This is a genomic window from Vibrio galatheae, assembly GCF_000967545.1.
Taxonomy (GTDB): domain Bacteria; phylum Pseudomonadota; class Gammaproteobacteria; order Enterobacterales; family Vibrionaceae; genus Vibrio; species Vibrio galatheae.
Genome location: NZ_JXXV01000011.1, coordinates 110,771 through 129,038, shown reverse-complemented (window position 1 = coordinate 129,038; position 18,268 = coordinate 110,771). Strand labels below are relative to the sequence as shown.

Annotated in this window: 17 protein-coding genes and 3 pseudogenes; 6 read left to right on the top strand and 14 right to left on the bottom strand. The window is 45.2% G+C overall.

Features of this window, described 5'->3' with window-relative positions; translation table 11 throughout:
- Positions 1-55: 55 nt before the first annotated feature.
- Positions 56-751, bottom strand: a complete 696-nt coding sequence (locus tag TW81_RS05150) for a DUF1481 domain-containing protein (protein ID WP_045954734.1) — start codon at positions 749-751, stop codon at positions 56-58.
- An 87-nt stretch (positions 752-838) separates the two neighbouring features.
- Positions 839-1,111: a nucleoid-associated protein HU-alpha gene (hupA, locus tag TW81_RS05145; RefSeq protein WP_045954650.1), complete on the bottom strand. Its 273-nt coding sequence runs from the start codon at positions 1,109-1,111 to the stop codon at positions 839-841.
- Positions 1,112-1,442: 331 nt separating this feature from the next.
- Between hupA and TW81_RS05140 the strand changes: the two genes are divergently transcribed.
- Positions 1,443-2,558 (top strand): CNNM domain-containing protein, encoded by a 1,116-nt coding sequence (locus TW81_RS05140; RefSeq protein ID WP_045954649.1) that lies wholly within the window; start codon positions 1,443-1,445, stop codon positions 2,556-2,558.
- Positions 2,559-2,747: 189 nt separating this feature from the next.
- On the opposite strand, the gene TW81_RS05135 is transcribed toward TW81_RS05140, so the two are convergent.
- Complete coding sequence (locus TW81_RS05135) at positions 2,748-3,335, bottom strand: YjaG family protein (RefSeq protein WP_045954648.1); 588 nt, start codon at positions 3,333-3,335, stop codon at positions 2,748-2,750.
- 84 nt (positions 3,336-3,419) lie between these two features.
- Here TW81_RS05135 and TW81_RS05130 point away from each other — a divergent pair, with 84 nt between their 5' ends.
- Together TW81_RS05130 and TW81_RS05125 are read left to right on the top strand one after the other, a co-directional pair.
- Positions 3,420-4,346, top strand: a complete 927-nt coding sequence (locus tag TW81_RS05130; RefSeq protein WP_045954647.1) for a D-2-hydroxyacid dehydrogenase — start codon at positions 3,420-3,422, stop codon at positions 4,344-4,346.
- 41 nt (positions 4,347-4,387) lie between these two features.
- Positions 4,388-4,972, top strand: coding sequence for a uracil-DNA glycosylase family protein (locus TW81_RS05125; protein ID WP_045954646.1), 585 nt, complete (start codon positions 4,388-4,390; stop codon positions 4,970-4,972).
- Here TW81_RS05125 and TW81_RS05120 read toward each other — a convergent pair.
- From TW81_RS05120 to TW81_RS05090, 7 genes are all read right to left on the bottom strand, one after another.
- Positions 4,969-6,138 carry a nucleotide sugar dehydrogenase gene (locus tag TW81_RS05120; RefSeq protein ID WP_045954733.1) on the bottom strand — a complete coding sequence of 390 codons (1,170 nt, stop codon included), beginning with the start codon at positions 6,136-6,138 and terminating at the stop codon, positions 4,969-4,971. The genes TW81_RS05125 and TW81_RS05120 overlap by 4 nt on opposite strands.
- Positions 6,139-6,293: 155 nt before the next feature.
- A complete protein-coding gene (gene groL, locus TW81_RS05115) occupies positions 6,294-7,940 on the bottom strand; it encodes a chaperonin GroEL (RefSeq protein WP_045954645.1) in 1,647 nt (548 codons plus the stop codon).
- Positions 7,941-8,014: 74 nt separating this feature from the next.
- Entirely contained in the window at positions 8,015-8,305 is a 291-nt protein-coding gene (locus tag TW81_RS05110) for a co-chaperone GroES (protein ID WP_004410737.1), read from the bottom strand.
- A 213-nt stretch (positions 8,306-8,518) separates the two neighbouring features.
- Positions 8,519-9,289 (bottom strand): GNVR domain-containing protein, encoded by a 771-nt coding sequence (locus tag TW81_RS19520; RefSeq protein WP_045954644.1) that lies wholly within the window; start codon positions 9,287-9,289, stop codon positions 8,519-8,521.
- Between the two features lie 111 nt (positions 9,290-9,400).
- Positions 9,401-9,736 carry a DUF3135 domain-containing protein gene (locus TW81_RS05100; RefSeq protein WP_045954643.1) on the bottom strand — a complete coding sequence of 112 codons (336 nt, stop codon included), beginning with the start codon at positions 9,734-9,736 and terminating at the stop codon, positions 9,401-9,403.
- 106 nt (positions 9,737-9,842) lie between these two features.
- A complete protein-coding gene (locus tag TW81_RS05095; protein ID WP_045954642.1) occupies positions 9,843-10,475 on the bottom strand; it encodes a helix-turn-helix transcriptional regulator in 633 nt (210 codons plus the stop codon).
- Positions 10,476-10,541: 66 nt separating this feature from the next.
- A complete protein-coding gene (locus TW81_RS05090; RefSeq protein WP_084715804.1) occupies positions 10,542-10,955 on the bottom strand; it encodes a GNAT family N-acetyltransferase in 414 nt (137 codons plus the stop codon).
- 68 nt (positions 10,956-11,023) lie between these two features.
- Here TW81_RS05090 and murB point away from each other — a divergent pair, with 68 nt between their 5' ends.
- The 3 genes from murB (at position 11,024) to pssA (ending at position 14,479) form a co-directional block, all read left to right on the top strand.
- Entirely contained in the window at positions 11,024-12,070 is a 1,047-nt protein-coding gene (gene murB / locus TW81_RS05085) for a UDP-N-acetylmuramate dehydrogenase (protein ID WP_045954640.1), read from the top strand.
- The gene (birA, locus tag TW81_RS05080; RefSeq protein ID WP_045954639.1) at positions 12,067-13,029 is read left to right on the top strand and encodes a bifunctional biotin--[acetyl-CoA-carboxylase] ligase/biotin operon repressor BirA; all 963 of its coding nucleotides are present in this window, start codon (positions 12,067-12,069) and stop codon (positions 13,027-13,029) included. Before murB ends, birA begins: the two co-directional genes overlap by 4 nt.
- 109 nt (positions 13,030-13,138) lie before the next feature.
- Positions 13,139-14,479 (top strand): CDP-diacylglycerol--serine O-phosphatidyltransferase, encoded by a 1,341-nt coding sequence (pssA, locus tag TW81_RS05075; RefSeq protein WP_045954638.1) that lies wholly within the window; start codon positions 13,139-13,141, stop codon positions 14,477-14,479.
- A 49-nt stretch (positions 14,480-14,528) separates the two neighbouring features.
- Here the strand turns inward: pssA and TW81_RS05070 are convergent, their stop codons facing one another.
- The 4 genes and pseudogenes from TW81_RS05070 to TW81_RS05060 form a co-directional block, all read right to left on the bottom strand.
- Entirely contained in the window at positions 14,529-16,466 is a 1,938-nt protein-coding gene (locus TW81_RS05070) for a polysaccharide biosynthesis protein (RefSeq protein ID WP_045954637.1), read from the bottom strand.
- A 126-nt stretch (positions 16,467-16,592) separates the two neighbouring features.
- A pseudogene (locus tag TW81_RS05065) lies at positions 16,593-17,296 on the bottom strand (IS3 family transposase); the annotation flags it as partial.
- A gap of 223 nt (positions 17,297-17,519) precedes the next feature.
- Positions 17,520-17,794: pseudogene (locus TW81_RS19515) on the bottom strand (IS110 family transposase); the annotation flags it as partial.
- Between the two features lie 41 nt (positions 17,795-17,835).
- Positions 17,836-18,121 (bottom strand): annotated as a pseudogene (locus tag TW81_RS05060) (transposase); the annotation flags it as partial.
- Between the last annotated feature and the right edge of the window lie 147 nt (positions 18,122-18,268).

Here is an 18,268-nt window from a genome sequence, read left to right as displayed (position 1 = left end):
GCGTAATAAAAAAGTACAAAGGCTTGGTCGAGAAACCAAGCCTTTTCTATACCATCTATTCTTCAATTAGACTCGGCCGTTCGATGCAATCGTGGCTATCATCGTCAAGCATCAATAGCTGGTTAACCACCACGTTATTAGCACGTGTAGTGCCTAAAAACGCAGCATAGCTGTCGATACTAGATAAGCGATTGACCACGAAACTCGGCAAAGTCTCGTTAAACTCAACTTGCTGGTAGCTTTGCCCTGCACAAGTATCAAAACTTGAACCATCCCAGTAGCCTTGAATCAAACGAATCCCCGAATTACTCTGCTCTTTCGTTCGCTGAGATATATTGACCGCTTCTTGTTTAAGCCAAGCTAACTTATCGGACGTCAACGGCAAGATTTTCTCATCAAAGCGATACTGTTGGTAAATCGCTTCACCCTCTTTGTTGAAACGAACGTGGATACGGTATGGCACCAAGCCTTGACTATCTTTTAGCTGCTGACCTTCACGAATCAACTCTCGCAAGTTACCATTTTCCCATCGATAGTCCGATTGGTACCAACCATAGTCTCCAGCACTAACATAGTCAGCGGCGGTATGAGGAAATGTCAGTCTCTCGGTATACCAGTAAAGGCTGGTTGCATCTCCGATTGTCTGTCCTCCAGTATAATTGGAAAACTGTTCAAGATTGGCCGTTGGCAGGCTCGATGAGCACCCAGCAAGCAAAAAGGCGATTAGTGAAGGGACTAGAAGTTTTTTCATCATCATAAAAAAATATACGCCAAGATAGCGACTACCTTAGCGTATTATATACAATTGCGAGCGTTAAACGCCGAAATCAGCAATAAATTATTTTACTGAATCTTTCAGAGCTTTACCGGCTACGAATGCAGGAACGTTTGCCGCAGCGATTTGAATCTCTGCACCAGTTTTAGGGTTACGGCCAGTACGTGCTGCGCGGTGGTTAACTTTGAATGTACCAAAACCAATTAGTTGAACTTGGTCACCCTCTTTAAGTGCACCAGTCACACCGTCAAGAGTTGCTTCAAGAGCAGCTTTAGCTTGTGCTTTAGATAGATCTGCTTTCTCTGCGATAAAGTCGATTAATTGGGTCTTGTTCATGTAGGTTTCCCTTCTCATATGTTATCGAATTCAACCCACTCTAAAACATAAATGCCCCATCTGGCAAAGGTTTGTCGGCGATCTTTGGCTCTAACGCCTTACTTTTAACCATATTCTGAGCATTAACTCACAATTTGTTACTCTGTCAGCAAAACTTAAACCTTGTTTTTCACCCTATTTAGCCTTATTTATACACATGCGATAGCCCGTAAAGCCTGATATTTCGGGACTTATAGCGAATATAAAATGCTCATTTCAACGATGCACAGGTACGAAAAATTGACATTTTTCATGCAAAACTTGAAAGGTATAAAATCTACATAGGACACTTATGCTGTTGCTCACCCTATACGTCTCTATTGCTATTGGCGTATCGTTTATTTGCTCCGTATTAGAAGCGGTTCTTCTGAGTATTTCACCAAGTTATATTGCTCAAATGCGCCAGCAAGGCCACCCTTCAGCGAATCACTTGGCTAAGCTAAAGGCCGATATTGATCGACCACTAGCGTCAATTCTAACTCTCAACACGATTGCGCATACCATAGGCGCAGCGAGTGCAGGCGCACAGGCCGCTGTTGTATTTGGTAGCGAATGGCTTGGGGTATTCTCTGGGGTGCTAACTCTCGGAATCTTAGTACTTTCCGAAATCGTGCCGAAAACAATTGGGGCGACCTATTGGCGTCAGCTAGCGCCAGTCTCGGCACTCGTGCTACGCTGGATGGTATGGGCACTTACTCCTTTCGTCTGGTTCTCTGAACAAATCACCAAACGGTTAGCCCGTGGTCATGAAGCGCCAAAGATGCGTGACGAGTTATCTGCGATGGCGATTCTAGCCAAAGAGAGCGGCGAATTTGCCGAAGGTGAGTCTAAAATACTCAATAATCTATTGGGCATTCAGGATGTGCCTGTCACCCAAGTGATGACACCACGCCCAGTAGTATTTCGAGTCGATGCCGAAACGACGATCAACAAGTTTCTCGATAAACACAAAGACACGCCGTTTTCACGCCCGCTGGTATACAGCCAATCGACTGACAATATCATCGGTTTTGTCCATCGTTTAGAACTGTTTAAATTACAGCAAGTTGGCTGTGGAGAGAAACAGCTTGGTGCGGTGATGCGCCCAGTGCATGTGCTGCTCAATACCATTGCCCTACCGAAAGCGTTTGAACAGATGATGGCAAAACGTCTCCAGTTGGCTATGGTGGTCGATGAATACGGTACGATTCAAGGTATCTTAACCCTTGAAGACGTTTTCGAGCACTTAGTTGGTGAAGAGATTGTTGACGAAGCTGACCGTGCAACGGATATGCAGGAGCTGGCCTTTGAGCGTTGGGAAAAGTGGAAAGAAAAACACGGTGTGATTGAGCGTCGTGATGAAGATGAGGAAGACAAAATGGCCGACGAGCCAGCAGAAAGAGAAAAACACCTAGACTCTAAAAGGTAAGTCATTCTGAACAGCGAGGCACGAGCGTGATTCAGAATCTAATCAAATAGGATCAAAACCCAGATTCCGTATAGCTCGTTCCTCACTTACGGAATGACACTTTCTCACCATTCTAAAATTACCTGCCTAGTTCCCAGAAATCGACCTCTAGGAACTAGGAACTAGGAACTAGGAACTAGGAACTATTATCTAAACACTAATCCCAATATTGCTTACGCCTTCTTCACGCAGCTCCGCGCGTAGGTCTTTGATAAGTTCTATATCGCGCTCTTCTGCTTCACGCAGCGGACGGAATATTGCCCATTGCACATCCCACTCACCACACACGGCTTCATTCTCTTTCTGGTTTTCGTTAGTGATTTCTTCGCCCGTTTGCGCTTCTTCAAGTTGCGCCACTGTCGTCACCGACTGTTGACTGACCTTATGCATGTTTTCATACAGGTAGTCTCTATCGAGTAAACCATGTAATAAATTAGACAAAGCAACACAGGCATCAATCGCTGGGTAGACACCATAGAAATCAAAATCTTCTGAGCTTGGAATGATCTCTTCGAGCTTTTCTAACTGACGCTCAAAGTTGACCTTCGCCGTTTTAACGGTAAGTTGCTCCCAGATACTATCTAAAATATCACGATAAACACGTGCCTCTGCAAACTCTGTGCTATCACAAAACATGGCATAGTTTGGGTACATACGTTCACACAGACTCGCCATAAAGGTAATCTGTTTCCAAGGTTCTAACTTCTCAAGACGAAGCTGAAGAGGGTTCTGTAGCATAGAGACTCTTAGGGCCTATTGACCGGGTTGCTGATTTAGACAGCGAAAGTGTACTTGATAACCAACAGGGAAAAAAGCAAGCCAATGAACAATTTCACTCATAAGGTCTATCTTCTGACCGAGTATGACGAGCTCTACAAACAATTACTCGAAGAAGCGGCGCTCCCTGCGCTGGAAATTACGGAATCACGCAGCGAGGCGACCATCTTGCTTGCCTCGCCCCCCATGGCCGCTAAATGCCTTGATGAGTTTTCTAATGTCGAATGGATACAGTCCATCTATGCTGGAGTCGATGCTCTTATTCCCCACCTCAAAGAGTTTGCAGGTGAGTTAACCAACGTGAAAGGCATTTTCGGTCAGCAAATAGCCGAGTATGTATTGGGTTATTCGATTGAATACTTCCGCCACTTTAATCACTATCGTCAACAGCAATCAGACCTTCAATGGCAACCTAAAAATTATCAATCGCTGGCAAATAAGAAGATGGTTATCTTGGGCACTGGGACCATTGGCGCTCATCTTGCCAATGTGGCCAAAAGCTTCGCCATTGAACCGATAGGCGTCAACCGAAGTGGCATTCCCGCTAAGAACTCTCCGTTTGATGCTACCTATCACGTTCACGAACTTACCACAGCATTGAAGCAAGCTGACATTGTCGTCAATACACTGCCCAATACGCCAGAGACACAAGACATCCTTAACGCAGAGAGTTTAAGCCATTGTTCACAGGCGATTCTGTTCAATGTAGGCCGCGGTGGTGCTATCAACGAAGATGGACTGCTATTGGCGCTTGAGAGTGGGCATATCAGCCATGCCTACTTAGATGTTTTTAAGCAAGAACCTTTGCACGAGAGCCATCCTTTCTGGAATCACAGCGCTATCACGGTCACCCCTCATATTGCGGCGTTGAGCTTTCCTGAACAAGTCGTCGATATTTTTAAAGACAACTATCTACGTTGGCATGATGGATTTGGTCTACTCAACCTAGTCGATATAAGTAAAGGGTATTAGTGGCGAGTTATTGTCTCGGTTATAGATAGTGGGTCAAGAAAGTGAATAGTTTAGATGAGCTATTAAGCCAAGTGCGCAGATGTCGGGTATGCGAACCTCACTTAGTCCATGGATGCAATCCAGTTATCCAAGCGAGTGAAACTTCTCGCTTGCTGATCATCGGTCAAGCACCGGGAACACGAGTTCACAACACCTCCATCCCGTGGAACGATCCAAGCGGCGAGAGACTACGTGGTTGGCTACAGATCGATAAAGAAACATTTTATGACCCATCGAAAATCGCCATTATGCCAATGGGATTGTGTTATCCGGGTAAAGGGACAAGCGGCGATCTCCCTCCGCGTAAAGAGTGCGCGCCGCTTTGGCATAACCAAGTGCTAGAGCAACTGCCTCAAGTCGGTATGACGTTACTTATCGGCCAATACGCACAGAACTACTATTTGCCAGATAAACCGAAAACTCTGACTGAAACCGTAAGGCAGTGGCAGCTCTGGGCACCAAGATACCTACCATTGCCTCACCCTTCGCCGCGTAACACTTTGTGGCTCAAGAAAAACCCTTGGTTTGAGCGAGAAGTAGTGCCTTATATTCGCCGCTATGTGCATGACCATTTAAACGCCAATTAAGCGTCGCAGCCAAACAAATCACGCGTATAGACTTTATCTTCGACATCCAACAGCTCTTCAGCTAAACGGTTAGAAACAATAATATCCGCGCGTGATTTAAAACTCGCCAGATCGCCTACTACTTCTGAGTTAAAAAATCGCTCTTCTTCTAGTACTGGCTCATAAACGATAACGTCAATACCACGCGCCTTAATCCGCTTCATAATGCCCTGAATCGATGAGGCGCGAAAATTGTCCGATCCCGCTTTCATAATCAATCGGTAGATACCGACTACTTTGGGCTCACGCTTTAAAATACACTCTGCGACAAAGTCTTTACGCGTTTTATTCGCCGCCACAATCGCCGCAATCAGGTTGTTGGGCACATCTTGATAATTAGCCAATAGCTGTTTGGTGTCTTTGGGTAAGCAATAGCCACCATAACCAAACGACGGATTATTGTAATGATCACCAATACGCGGGTCTAATCCCACCCCCTGAATAATTTGCCGCGTATCTAAACCGTGCGCTTCGGCATAGGAATCAAGCTCATTAAAATAGGCAACGCGCATAGCAAGGTAAGTATTGGAGAAGAGTTTAACCGCCTCCGCTTCCGTGGGGTCTGTCAGTAGCACTTCAATATCTTGTTTTTTGGCTCCATCAAGCAGTAGCTGAGCGAAGCGTTTAGCTCGCTCACTTTGCTCTCCAACAATAATACGTGAGGGGTACAGATTGTCGTGAAGGGCTTGCCCCTCACGCAGAAATTCAGGAGAGAAAATGACATTGTCAAAATTGAGCTCATGTCTGATTCGTTCGGTATAACCAACAGGTACCGTTGACTTGATAACAACCGTTGCGTTGGGATTTATCGCCATCACATCTCGAATTACTGCTTCGACCGATGAGGTATCAAAATAGTTGGTTTGGGGATCATAGTCGGTCGGCGTTGCGATTACGATAAACTCAGCATCACGATACGCTTCATATTTGTCTGTCGTCGCCGTTAAGTTAAGCGATTTTGCACTTAAGAATTCCTCTATACCCTCATCTCGAATCGGTGATATTCGGTCATTAAGTAGCTCGACCTTGCGCTGGACCACATCAAGCGCCACCACACTGTTTCGCTGGGACAATAGCACAGCAATTGACAACCCCACGTATCCACATCCGACTACCGCTATTTTCACCTCAAGCTCCTTATCTTTGTTGATATGCTCGATATCCGATTTAAGAGTGGTTGAGTGAGGTTGCAGAGATAATGCAAAGAGTTGACAGTTTAGAGACAAAAAAACGGAGACCGAAGTCTCCGTTTTTAGATTGGCTATAAGTAGCGAGAGGATGATTACATCATACCGCCCATGCCACCCATACCGCCCATGCCCCCCATATCAGGCATTGCTGGCGCATCTTTTTGTGGTAGGTCAGTCACCATAGCTTCTGTTGTGATCATTAGGCCCGCAACCGATGCTGCAAATTGTAGTGCGCTACGAGTAACTTTGGTTGGATCTAGGATACCCATCCCGATCATATCGCCGTATTCACCCGTCGCCGCGTTGTAACCGTAGTTGCCTTCGCCGGCACGAACATTGTTCGCTACTACTGACTCTTCATCACCAGCATTCTTAGTGATTTGACGGATAGGCGCTTCCATTGCACGTAGAGCTACACGGATACCGACGTTTTGCTCTTCGTTGTCACCTTCAAGGTTAGCCACTTTAGATGCTGCGCGGATAAGAGCAACACCACCACCAGCAACGACACCTTCTTCAACCGCTGCGCGAGTTGCATGAAGTGCGTCTTCAACGCGGTCTTTCTTCTCTTTCATTTCAACTTCAGTTGCAGCGCCAACTTTGATTACAGCGACACCACCAGCGAGCTTAGCTACGCGCTCTTGCAGTTTCTCTTTATCGTAATCTGACGTTGCTTCTTCGATTTGCTGACGAATTTGAGAAACACGACCTTGGATCATTGCTTCTTCACCCGCACCATCGATGATAGTTGAGTTTTCTTTGGTGATCGTCACGCGCTTCGCTTGACCAAGATCTTCCAGAACCACTTTCTCTAGCTCTAGACCCACTTCTTCAGAGATTACTGTACCACCTGTTAGGATAGCGATGTCTTGAAGCATTGCTTTACGGCGGTCACCAAAACCTGGCGCTTTAACTGCTGCTACTTTAACGATGCCACGCATGTTGTTCACAACGAGAGTCGCTAGTGCTTCGCCTTCCACATCTTCAGCAATGATAAGTAGTGGGCGAGATGCTTTCGCTACCGCTTCTAGTGTTGGAAGAAGCTCACGAATGTTCGATACTTTCTTGTCGATAAGAAGGATAAATGGGCTTTCTAGATCAACGCTTCCTGCTTCTTGGTTGTTGATGAAGTAAGGAGACAGGTAACCGCGGTCGAATTGCATACCTTCTACTACGTCGAGCTCATCTTGTAGCGCCTGACCTTCTTCAACCGTGATAACGCCATCACGGCCCACTTTTTCCATCGCTTCCGCAATGATGTTACCAACCGTTGCGTCAGAGTTAGCTGAGATAGTACCAACTTGAGCAATTGCTTTAGTGTCAGCACATGGAACAGACAGTGCTTTCAACTCTTCAACCGCAGCAACGACTGCTTTGTCGATACCGCGCTTAAGGTCCATTGGGTTCATGCCTGCAGCAACTGCTTTTAAGCCTTCGTTAACGATAGCTTGAGCAAGTACCGTTGCAGTAGTCGTACCGTCACCCGCCGCGTCGTTTGCTTGAGAGGCAACCTCTTTAACCATTTGCGCGCCCATGTTTTGGAACTTGTCTTCAAGTTCAATTTCACGCGCTACAGAGACACCATCTTTAGTGATTGTTGGTGCACCGAAAGATTTGTCTAGCACTACGTTACGGCCTTTAGGGCCCAATGTTACTTTTACTGCGTCCGCTAGAACATTGACACCTTCTAGCATTTTTACGCGTGCATCATTACCAAATTTAACGTCTTTAGCAGCCATCTTTAGTTTCCTTTTCTAAATTCTTCGTTTGATTAGTTTTTGAATCTGAGCACAAAATTACTCAATGATTGCTATTACTCAACGATTGCCATGATGTCGTTTTCTGACATCACTAGCACTTCTTTACCGTCGATTTTTTCAGTTTTTGTACCGTAACCTTCAGCGAAGATAACAGTATCACCAACTTTAACATCCAACGGCAGAACTGTACCGTTTTCTAGGATGCGGCCTTTGCCAACAGCTAGAACTACGCCGCGAGTTGACTTCTCGGCAGCTGAACCAGTCAAAACAATGCCACCGGCTGATTTAGACTCAACTTCTTGGCGTTCTACGATAACTCGGTCGTGTAATGGACGAATGTTCATCGGTCGTCTCTCCTGATAGTTTCCATGTTAGTTTGATAATCGCCTCGCGCGAAAAGCACAAGGCTCAAAAGCTTGTGCTAACTATATGAGGGACAATTTTTAGAAACCCAAGGGGGAAAGATTAAAAATTTGTGACGGAGATCTGAGAAGCGAGTGGCGAAACCGGACTCGCGACTCAAAGGACGAAGTCCGAACTCACCACTTTATTGATAGTTAATCGTCTTCGCGACGAAATGCAAAACGAACAAGCACAATCGCCACACCTAGCATGCCACCTAGCAACGTACCCAAAACGATGATAAGAGGACGCTTTGGTTTGACATGAGACGTAGGTAACACCGCCTGCTTAATCACTTTGACAAGCTCGGTATTCGGGTTTTCCAACATCGCTTTTCTGTAAAGTTGTTGCGCTAGTAATTCATCTAAGTAATCCTGCGCTTTGGGCGTAATAGCACCGTCGGCTAGATTGGACTGTAATGCCTTAAGCGTTATTTCTACTTTATTTAGCTCTTGCTGCTTCAAAACGTCATTTAGAATCAAACTAACTTGATTCACTCCATCAAAGGCAAATTTTAGGTCTGTCGAAAATTGAGATATTGAAATGGTTTTAGTCCGTTGATCGAGAGTCAAACTAACACCTGAGAACACAGATTGCTCTACCTCCGCATACTGAGTCAATTTATGTTTAAAGCCCTGACTGGCAACAAGTTCAGAGGTAATATTCGGTTCATTGACCCCCATAGCATTAAAGAAGTTCTTATCAATTAGAAAGGACGAGCCTGCTTTGTATACATTAGGCGTCGACAACGCATAGCCTGCTGCGAAAATAGCCAATAGAAAAGTTGCCGCGATGATAATCAACTTACCATCCCAGAGTGCTTTTAAAAGCTCTCTTAAGTCGATTTCATCACCAGTGGAAAAAGAGTTAGGGATTTGAGGTGGATAAGAATGATTAGCTACTGGTTGTTGATTTTGCCCGCTCACAATAGTTCCTTTGAATAAGCTTTTTATGAAAAATTCTTCAAAGGAAATACTATCACATACGAATCATCGTCAGGTAGTGAATAAAATCCGCCATATCGATGAGATATTAGCTTAACGCCACTCATCCAAGTGGATAATCTGCGCTTTAGGTTGGGAGTCAATGTCATTCACATCACCATCGAGTACATCTTGAAACTTCACCATCTGAGAAACAAGCTCGCGCATAAGCACGACATTGGCGTGGTTAGGATTTTTACAACTACCGATTACACGGTCGATATGGCTTTGCTGTGCCCAAAGCCTGTCTTGCATCTCTTTTGAGGCAGAGAGGATCATCTCCTCACACATATCTTGTTTGAGTTGTTCAAAACCTTCAGGGTTGTGTTGTGCAAGATCCATTAACTCATCGAAAGAAGGTAAGGTTTGATTGATTAGTGGTGAACTCATACTGCCTCCCCAATGCTGATTAAACTATCAACATCACTTGTTAAGGATAGGCGATGGATAAAGATTGAGCGAATGGTGGAGTTGACATTCTCATTTTTAAGACGCACTAAGGGAGCGAATGCGATTTTACCTCAATTTGATAAACACAACGTCTTTCACCGGCAACGATATGCTCAGTTCTGCTGACCGACCATTTATCCCCTAATAGGCTCTGAAAGATATTCAGTTCGGATTGACATAGGCTAGGACAACGGGTGGCAGCTTTGCAGATTGGACAATGATTTTCTATTAGGACAAACCCTTCATCTTGAGCTTCAAACTCAGCCATATACCCTTCTTGCTGCCTCAGCTCGACCAACCTTGTCAGTTTGCCTTCGAGAGTTGAGAACTTATCCAGCTCACTGGCATAAAGGGCATGTGTTTTCGCTTCACGCTCAGCTGCGACTTTTTGTAACCCTTCAGAGCCAAACAAGGATTCTACCGCGTCAATCACTTGAATTGTCAGCTCCCCGTGGCGATCGGCAAATCGCGCATGGCCTTTTTTGGTTAACGACCAATGACGTGTCGGTCGCCCTACTTTGACCTTTAAGTCCTCAAACGTCAGCAAACCATCCACCTCAAGCCCCTGCAGGTGCTGCCGTGCCCCCATAGTGGTCATATCGAGCTCATCCGCAAGCTGCTTGGCGGTTACTGCTCCTTCACGTTTGATGGTTTGTAATATTCTGTCGGCGCTTTTCATGCTGGTTCCCTCAATCACATAAATATTATGAGACAACCAATTTATAAAGCAAATGCTTTACCGTTGTCAGTGTTGGAACTGCATGGGAATCAATGTCTTTTTGAGGGAATAACGGTCAAACAAACCCTTGAGGCTATTGGGTAACAGCTCAACCTCTATCGTTTTAAAGCCGTGCTGAGTATAAAATGCCTCTAAATGAGCATAAGCAAAACAGAAATCTTGCTCTGACAATACCTGCTCTGTGCAGTGCGCCATCAACTGATGGCCTAGCCCTGCGCCGCGATGATCTGGCGTGACCAACATTCCCGTTAATAAGCGATACTGTTCAATGGTGCGAAATCGAACCACGGCCACCAGCTGGTTTTCGATACTGCCCGTGATGGTCAATTCGTCTTTTTTGGCTTTGCCGGACGGGTAGTAGGCTTTGTACAGTCGTGAGACAAGTGGCAGCTTAATCGGGTCTAAGGTTTCGATCTGCATCGTGCTCATTATCACCAAACTTCAAATTAGGTTAGAATGCTGGCAGTGTAGATTACTCAATAAATCCGATGCAAATATTAGCTAACGCCGACCTCCGTCCCTTTCATACCTTTTCTATCTCGCAGAGATGCGCCTATCTGGTAGAAGTGCAATCCTCAGACGAGATTAAAACTGTCTATCAAGAGCCTAAGTGGCAAGACTTGCCTAAGCTGATGCTAGGTAAAGGCAGCAATATGCTGTTCACTGAGGCTTATCAAGGTGTGGTGATGGTCAATAAACTGCTTGGTAAGTCAGTCACCGAGTCTGACCATTATTGGCATCTACATATTGCGGGCGGTGAAGATTGGCCAAATCTGGTCAAGTGGAGCGTTGAGCAAGGTTACTACGGCCTCGAAAATCTCGCACTGATTCCAGGCTGTGCGGGCAGTGCACCAATCCAAAACATTGGCGCGTATGGTGTGGAGCTGAAAGACGTGTGTGAATACGTCGATGTGCTGTGTTTAGAGACGTTTGCATCGCGCAGGCTGTCACCTGAAGAGTGTCAATTTGGCTATCGCGACTCTATCTTTAAGCGCGAGCTATTCGACAAGGTAATCATCGTCGCTATTGGTTTAAAACTGAGTAAACAGTGGCAAGCCAATATTGAGTATGGACCACTGCAATCTCTCGACCGAGAAACGCTGACTGCGCACGATGTGTTTGAGCGTGTGTGCCAAATCCGTATCGAAAAGCTCCCTGATCCAAATAAAATCGGTAATGCAGGCAGCTTCTTTAAAAACCCCGTAATTTCACAAACACAGTTCGACGCCCTACACGCCCAGTTCCCAACGCTTCCCGCTTATCCCGCGCAAAACGGGGTTAAGCTCGCAGCTGGTTGGCTAATTGACCAGTGCCAGCTCAAAGGCGCACAAATTGGTGGTGCTCAGGTACACCCGAATCAAGCGCTGGTGCTTGTCAATCAAAGCAATGCGACAGCCGATGATGTGATTAATCTTGCCGCCAAAGTATGCCGTGAGGTGTTTAGTAAGTTTCACGTCAAATTAGAGCATGAAGTTCGCTTTATGGGCTCACACGGCGAGACCAATCTGCAAACTATTTTGGATAGCCAGTCATGAAAGATCATTCAGTCAAACTATCGATACTCAAAATCTTATCTCAAGGTGGCTTTCACTCAGGTGAAGAGCTGGGAGAACGCTTAGGGATATCACGCGCGGCAATTAGTAAGCATATTCAAGGCATTCAAGCGTGGGGCGTCGATATCTTCCGCGTTCAAGGTAAAGGCTATCAATTAGCCAAACCGATGCAGCTTCTCGACCACGAGATACTTAGCCGCAGCCTTGGCAATAACGTCGAGCTGATACCGATTATTGACTCAACCAACCAGTACTTACTCGACAAAGTTGACAGTTTAGAGTCTGGCGCAGTCTGTCTAGCCGAATATCAGGCCAAAGGACGCGGACGCCGCGGGCGAGAATGGGTGTCACCGTTTGGCGCTAACTTATACCTATCTATGTATTGGCGCTTAGACGCAGGAATGGCAGCCGCAATGGGCCTAAGCCTAGTGGTTGGCGTGGCGATTGTTGAAGCGCTGGAAGAGATGGGACTCGCTGGAGTAAAACTCAAATGGCCAAATGACCTTTACTATCAAGACCGCAAGCTGGCGGGTATTTTAGTTGAAATGTCGGGCCAAGCAGGCGCCGCAGCCAATTTAGTGATCGGCATGGGCATGAATCTGATGATGTCAGAAAACACGCAAGGCATCACTCAGCCTTGGGCAAGCTTATTTGAAGTTGCCAACCGCCAGCATATTGATAGAAACCAACTGGCGATCACTATGATCACAACCCTGCACAGGGCATTAAATGACTACGAACTGCATGGGATGGCGGGGTTTGTTGAGCGCTGGAACCGCCTTGATAACTTTATCGGTCGCCAAGTAAAACTGATCATGGGGCCGAGGGAGATAAGCGGCGTCGCACGCGGCATTAATGAACAAGGTGCGGTACTTTTAGAAACCGGCAATGGTATGGAAAGCTTTATTGGTGGTGAGATAAGTTTGCGCCCGAACAGTTAAACACCGCTTTTTACAATTGTGATTACCGGACTAGGATCTAGTAACTAGGAACTGTTTACACATTTTGCTAATATCCTGTTCCACTTTAAGTAAAGGTAACTCATCCAACATGATGACTAATAGGAATTTATTCGAACAACTGCCTACTTTGGCTCAAGATCCAGCGAAGTTTGAGACGCTGTTTTCGGCTAAAGACTTTCGGACTCGCTTAATCGAAGCGATTCGTCAGGCCAGTAAACGAATCTACCTGGTTGCGCTTTACTTAGAGGATGACGAAGCAGGCAGAGAGATCTTAACGGAACTCTACCAAGCCAAGCAGCGTAACCCCGGCTTAGAGATTAATGTGTGTGTTGACTGGCACCGTGCGCAGCGCGGGTTAATTGGCGCAGAGCCTGGTGAAACCAACGCCGCCATGTACAAAAGCTTTGCTGACAAGCACGAACATAAAATTCCGGTTTATGGCATCCCCGTGCGCGGCCGTGAAGTATTTGGTGTGTTGCACTTAAAAGGTTTTATCATTGATGATCAAGTCATCTACAGTGGCGCCAGCCTTAACAATATTTACCTCAACTACAAAGATCGCTATCGCTTTGACCGTTATCATGTTATCGCTAACAAAGCTTTGGCTGACAGCATGGTCAACTTCGTTAAGCAAGAGATGATTGGCCACCCTGCGGTCAACGACTTAGCCTGCCCAAGCAAACCTGAAACCAAAGAGATTAAAGCGCAAATTCGCCAGCTACGTGCCTCTCTAGCCAAGTCGAGCTACCAGTTCGAACCGCAAGAAGTCAAGCCAGAACAAGTGGCCGTAACACCGATAGTCGGGGTGGGTAAAAAGCGCAACAAACTCAACCAAGGCATCAACCAGCTATTAGCCAAGGCCAAAGACGAGATTTTCATTTGTACGCCTTACTTCAACTTTCCTGCAAGTGTAGCGAAAGAGGTGAAAAAGGCCCTTAAGCGCGGTGTCAAAGTGACGATTGTGGTCGGTGATAAAACGGCGAATGACTTCTACATCTCTCCGCAAGAAGAGTTCAAAACCATTGGCGGTTTGCCTTATCTATATGAGCGCAATTTACGCCAGTTTGCCAAAGCCAATGAGGCCAATATCGCCAGCCGTAAGCTCTCTATTCACTTATGGAAGCACGAAGAGAACAGCTTCCACCTCAAAGGTATTTGGGTTGATAAACGCTATATGCTGATCACGGGCAACAACCTAAACCCAAGAGCGTGGAGCTTAGATCTAGAAAACGCGATTTTCATTCAAGATCATTACCACCACCTCACTCCTCAGTTTGAGCAAGAAGTGGAAAATATTCTTCAGCATACTCAACTGATCTGTACCTATCGGCAGTTAGAAAAAGCCGAAGACTACCCTGATGCGGTGCAAAAGCTAATGCGTAAGATTACACGAGTGAAAGCAGATAGAGTGCTGAAGCGGATTTTGTGAGTAGTGTGTCTTAAAAAAGAGCTCCTAATTCAAAGGAGCTCTTTTACATCTAGTGAATAGTATCTTGTGGTTGGTCCTGATCGTCATGAAGCTTTTGCCAGACCAAATCGCCGATACCATCAGTCGGGTTAAAATCTGTTGGCGCTTCTAGCAAGAGTTCTCTTATTTTGTCATGCTCAAAATTGTGACACGCTTTATCCAAACGATCAGTCAGCTCAATGTATTTTTCCAATGGCAGGAAGCGTTCGTTAGCAGTCATAATTCTTGGGTGAGCAGTCTCTGAGACATTATCGCCAATCAATAACTCTTCATACAGCTTTTCACCTGGGCGAAGTCCGGAAAACTCTATCTCTATATCCCCATACGGGTTATTCTCATCTTTTACATCCAGTCCGGATAACTGAATCAAGTTGACCGCGAGATCAGTAATCTTCACGGGTTCGCCCATATCAAGCACGAACACATCGCCACCTTTACCCATGGCCCCCGCTTGAATAACCAACTGCGCCGCTTCAGGAATGGTCATAAAGTAGCGAATAATATCAGGGTGAGTAACTGTGATGGGACCGCCGCTGGCAATTTGCTTTTTAAATAGAGGAATAACAGAGCCAGACGAACCGAGCACATTGCCAAAGCGTACCATACAAAAGCGTGTCCCATTTTCTTTGGCGTTTTCCTGCTCAGCAAGCGCTTGCAGGCCCAGTTCAGCCATACGCTTAGTCGTACCCATGACATTCGTTGGGCGCACCGCTTTATCTGTCGAGATCAAAACAAAAGACTCCACTTTTGCTTCAATTGCTGCATTGGCTGTGTAATAGGTGCCAAACACATTGTTTCGTACACCTTCAACCACATTGTATTCTACCAGTGGAACGTGCTTATAGGCTGCGGCGTGGTAAACAGTTTGCACCCCAAAACTCTTCATAGCCGTTGAAAGCCTGTTTATTCGCTGTACTGATCCTAACAGTGGAATAATTTGGATATTCAGCCCGTCACTGTCAATAATTCCAGATAGTTCCCGATCTATTTGGTACAAACCAAATTCTGATAACTCAAACAAAATAAGCGCTTTAGGTTTTTGACGAATAATTTGACGACAGAGTTCTGAACCAATAGATCCTCCCGCCCCAGTCACCATAACCACTTTGCCTTTAATGTTGGCTTCCATCAACGCTTGTTGTGGAGCGACACAGTCACGCCCTAATAAATCTTCAATGGCAACGTCTTTCAGCTCATCAATTTTGGCTTGACCCTCTACAATATCTTTCATGTCAGGGACCGTAAGAACTTCTGCTGAAAGATGAACCAAGGAGTCCAATATCTGTTTACGACGTGCTCTTGAAGCGCTAGGAACGGCTAATAATACTTGGCTAACCCCATGCTTCTCTGCCAAAACCTCAGCTTTGCTAATATCTTGAACCTTAAGCCCCATAATAACGGTATCTTCAAGGGTTGAATCTTCGTCAATAAAGCCCACAACATGATGAGTTTCTGAGCTGCGAAGCGCGACAGCTAACTGCCGACCTGCAGAACCTGCTCCATAGATCAATACTCGTTTTTTACCTTTGCTATTCGCCTGATTAACCAAAACGCGTACTATTAACCTTGTCCCACCACTCAGTAAGCAAAGAAACGCACCGTAGATAATTGGCACCGATCTTGGAATTGGAGCATCAAAATAAAAAGCCAATACCGCAACCGATAGCGCAGAGATAAAAGTGCCGATGCTGACAACAGCAAGCGCATGAAAGGTTAAATACCGTAATACGGCACGATATAGGCCTAACTTAGTAAATGCTGTAAGCGTTAATAAGACTGTACCGACTAACACCCAAAACGTCTCTGGATCATAAGCAAGTTTAATACTACCAATGCGCGTCCAATATGCAGTAAAAAAGGAAAACAAGATAAACAGTGTATCAATAGACACACTGATCAAGCGTTTGTAAAAACGAGAAAGGTTCCAAAATAGATTTAGCCTAGCCATAGTTCTTCCAGTTATTTTTGTGCATTAATAATACCCACTATGCCCCCAACTGTCAGTAGAAAAGCGCCTTGCAAGTATACATATTGGGTTCATTGAGATCGGATTGTTCTTATCTACGGTACTAAACACTTTCATTGAGTGGAAGAAGCTCTCAACACACGCATTATCCCAGCAATTTACTTTCCTACTCATACTTTGTTTAGATTATAAGCCGTTATGAGTTCTCGATAATCTTGCGAGCAATACTGGCTATCACTATCACTATCACTCCCTCTGGAAACCCTCGACGGAACAGAGTCATTGATAATGCATCGCAGATCAGTGTTGCCGTCATCCTCGTCTCCATTGACCAACCGATTACTTGTCGTGAGTAAAGGTCAATGATCACAGTCAAATACAGCCCGCCTTCGCTTGTGGCAAGGTACGTGATATCACCCGCCCATTTTTGACTCGGGGCCGTTGCATTAAAGTCCTGAGCTAGCAAGTTCGGTGCGACAGGCATCTTATGCTTGCTGTCCGTTGTACACTTAAACTTGCGTGCTGCTTTCGGCGTTAAATCCTGACGCTTCATGCTGGCTGCAATCGTTTTTACATTATGGCAATAACCGTTCTCAGCCAGTTCTTTCTGGATGCGTCTTGACCCATCTCGACCTTTACTGTTGTCAAAAGCATCTTTGACCTTTGTATCAAACTCTTGGCGAGTTGCGTTAAATAGCCTTGTGGCGATGCTTAATCCAATAATAAAACCCACTTAGAGAAACCCTGAACACCTTAGCCATGAGGACAATACTGAAGCACAGCAGGTGTTCGAGCATGAATTCATAGCAATCTTATGTGGACTCCCCATTGTCAACAGCAAAAATTTTTAATAAAAAACAGATGCGCACTTATGTACTAGCTCTTAATGAGTAGCTAACTCAGGCTCCATGATATTTACGCTGACTAGTAACCAATTATCTACCTCGAAAGATCTAAGCTATTGATTTCTATTTTTTTTACTAACTAATTTTCAAATCTTATTTATGCATTTTTACTGTTTTGACACTTTTATATTCAGGCTATGATAGATTCAGACTGATATTCAGTCCCTTGAGTCAGAATAGCGAAAGCAGTTCTGACATTTTTGTTTGCCAATGCTACAGCAGCACACTTTTTCCTCGGCGTTCTATCAAAGCTTTTAGCCATAACTCCTTTTTAGTTCTTGCAGGTCTATTAGCGATGTAGCTGACAACAGACATTGCCCCCGTAATCAATTGGCTCCTAAACTGGGTATTCTTGACTCGTCTGCCAACAGAACCTAATTTTACCTTACTTCCAGACGAGTACTGGTGAACGCTTACCTACGACTTGTGAGGAGGGGAGTCCAATTATCTACTTTAGATTTTTCGCGAAGTAGGTGGAGGCCTTTTTACGATATCTAGTTCTTCTGCTTGTTCTGCTAACTGCCTTTTGAGGTTGGCTACTTCAGCGGCTAGCTCTTGTTCTCGTTGACTGGTTGTGGTGTCTTTCTTTACAGCCTTACGCCAACCTTAGATCTGAGATTCATGTAAGGAGAGCTGTCTTGCTGCCGCAGCTACGCCCACCTTCTCTGCTAGCTTCAGGGCTTTGGCTTTAAATTTAGAAGAATGGATAATACATTTTTTCTTGTTTGTCATGGTTCACCTCGTTAGTGATTGTACTCACTTAACTCAGTGTCCAAAACTGTTGGTGCAGATCACTTAAGGTTCAGTCTATGATAGTGGTCATATTCACACTTCATTTTCCTTTGTCTTTATAAGTTCTTGCTTTGCCTTTACAATGAA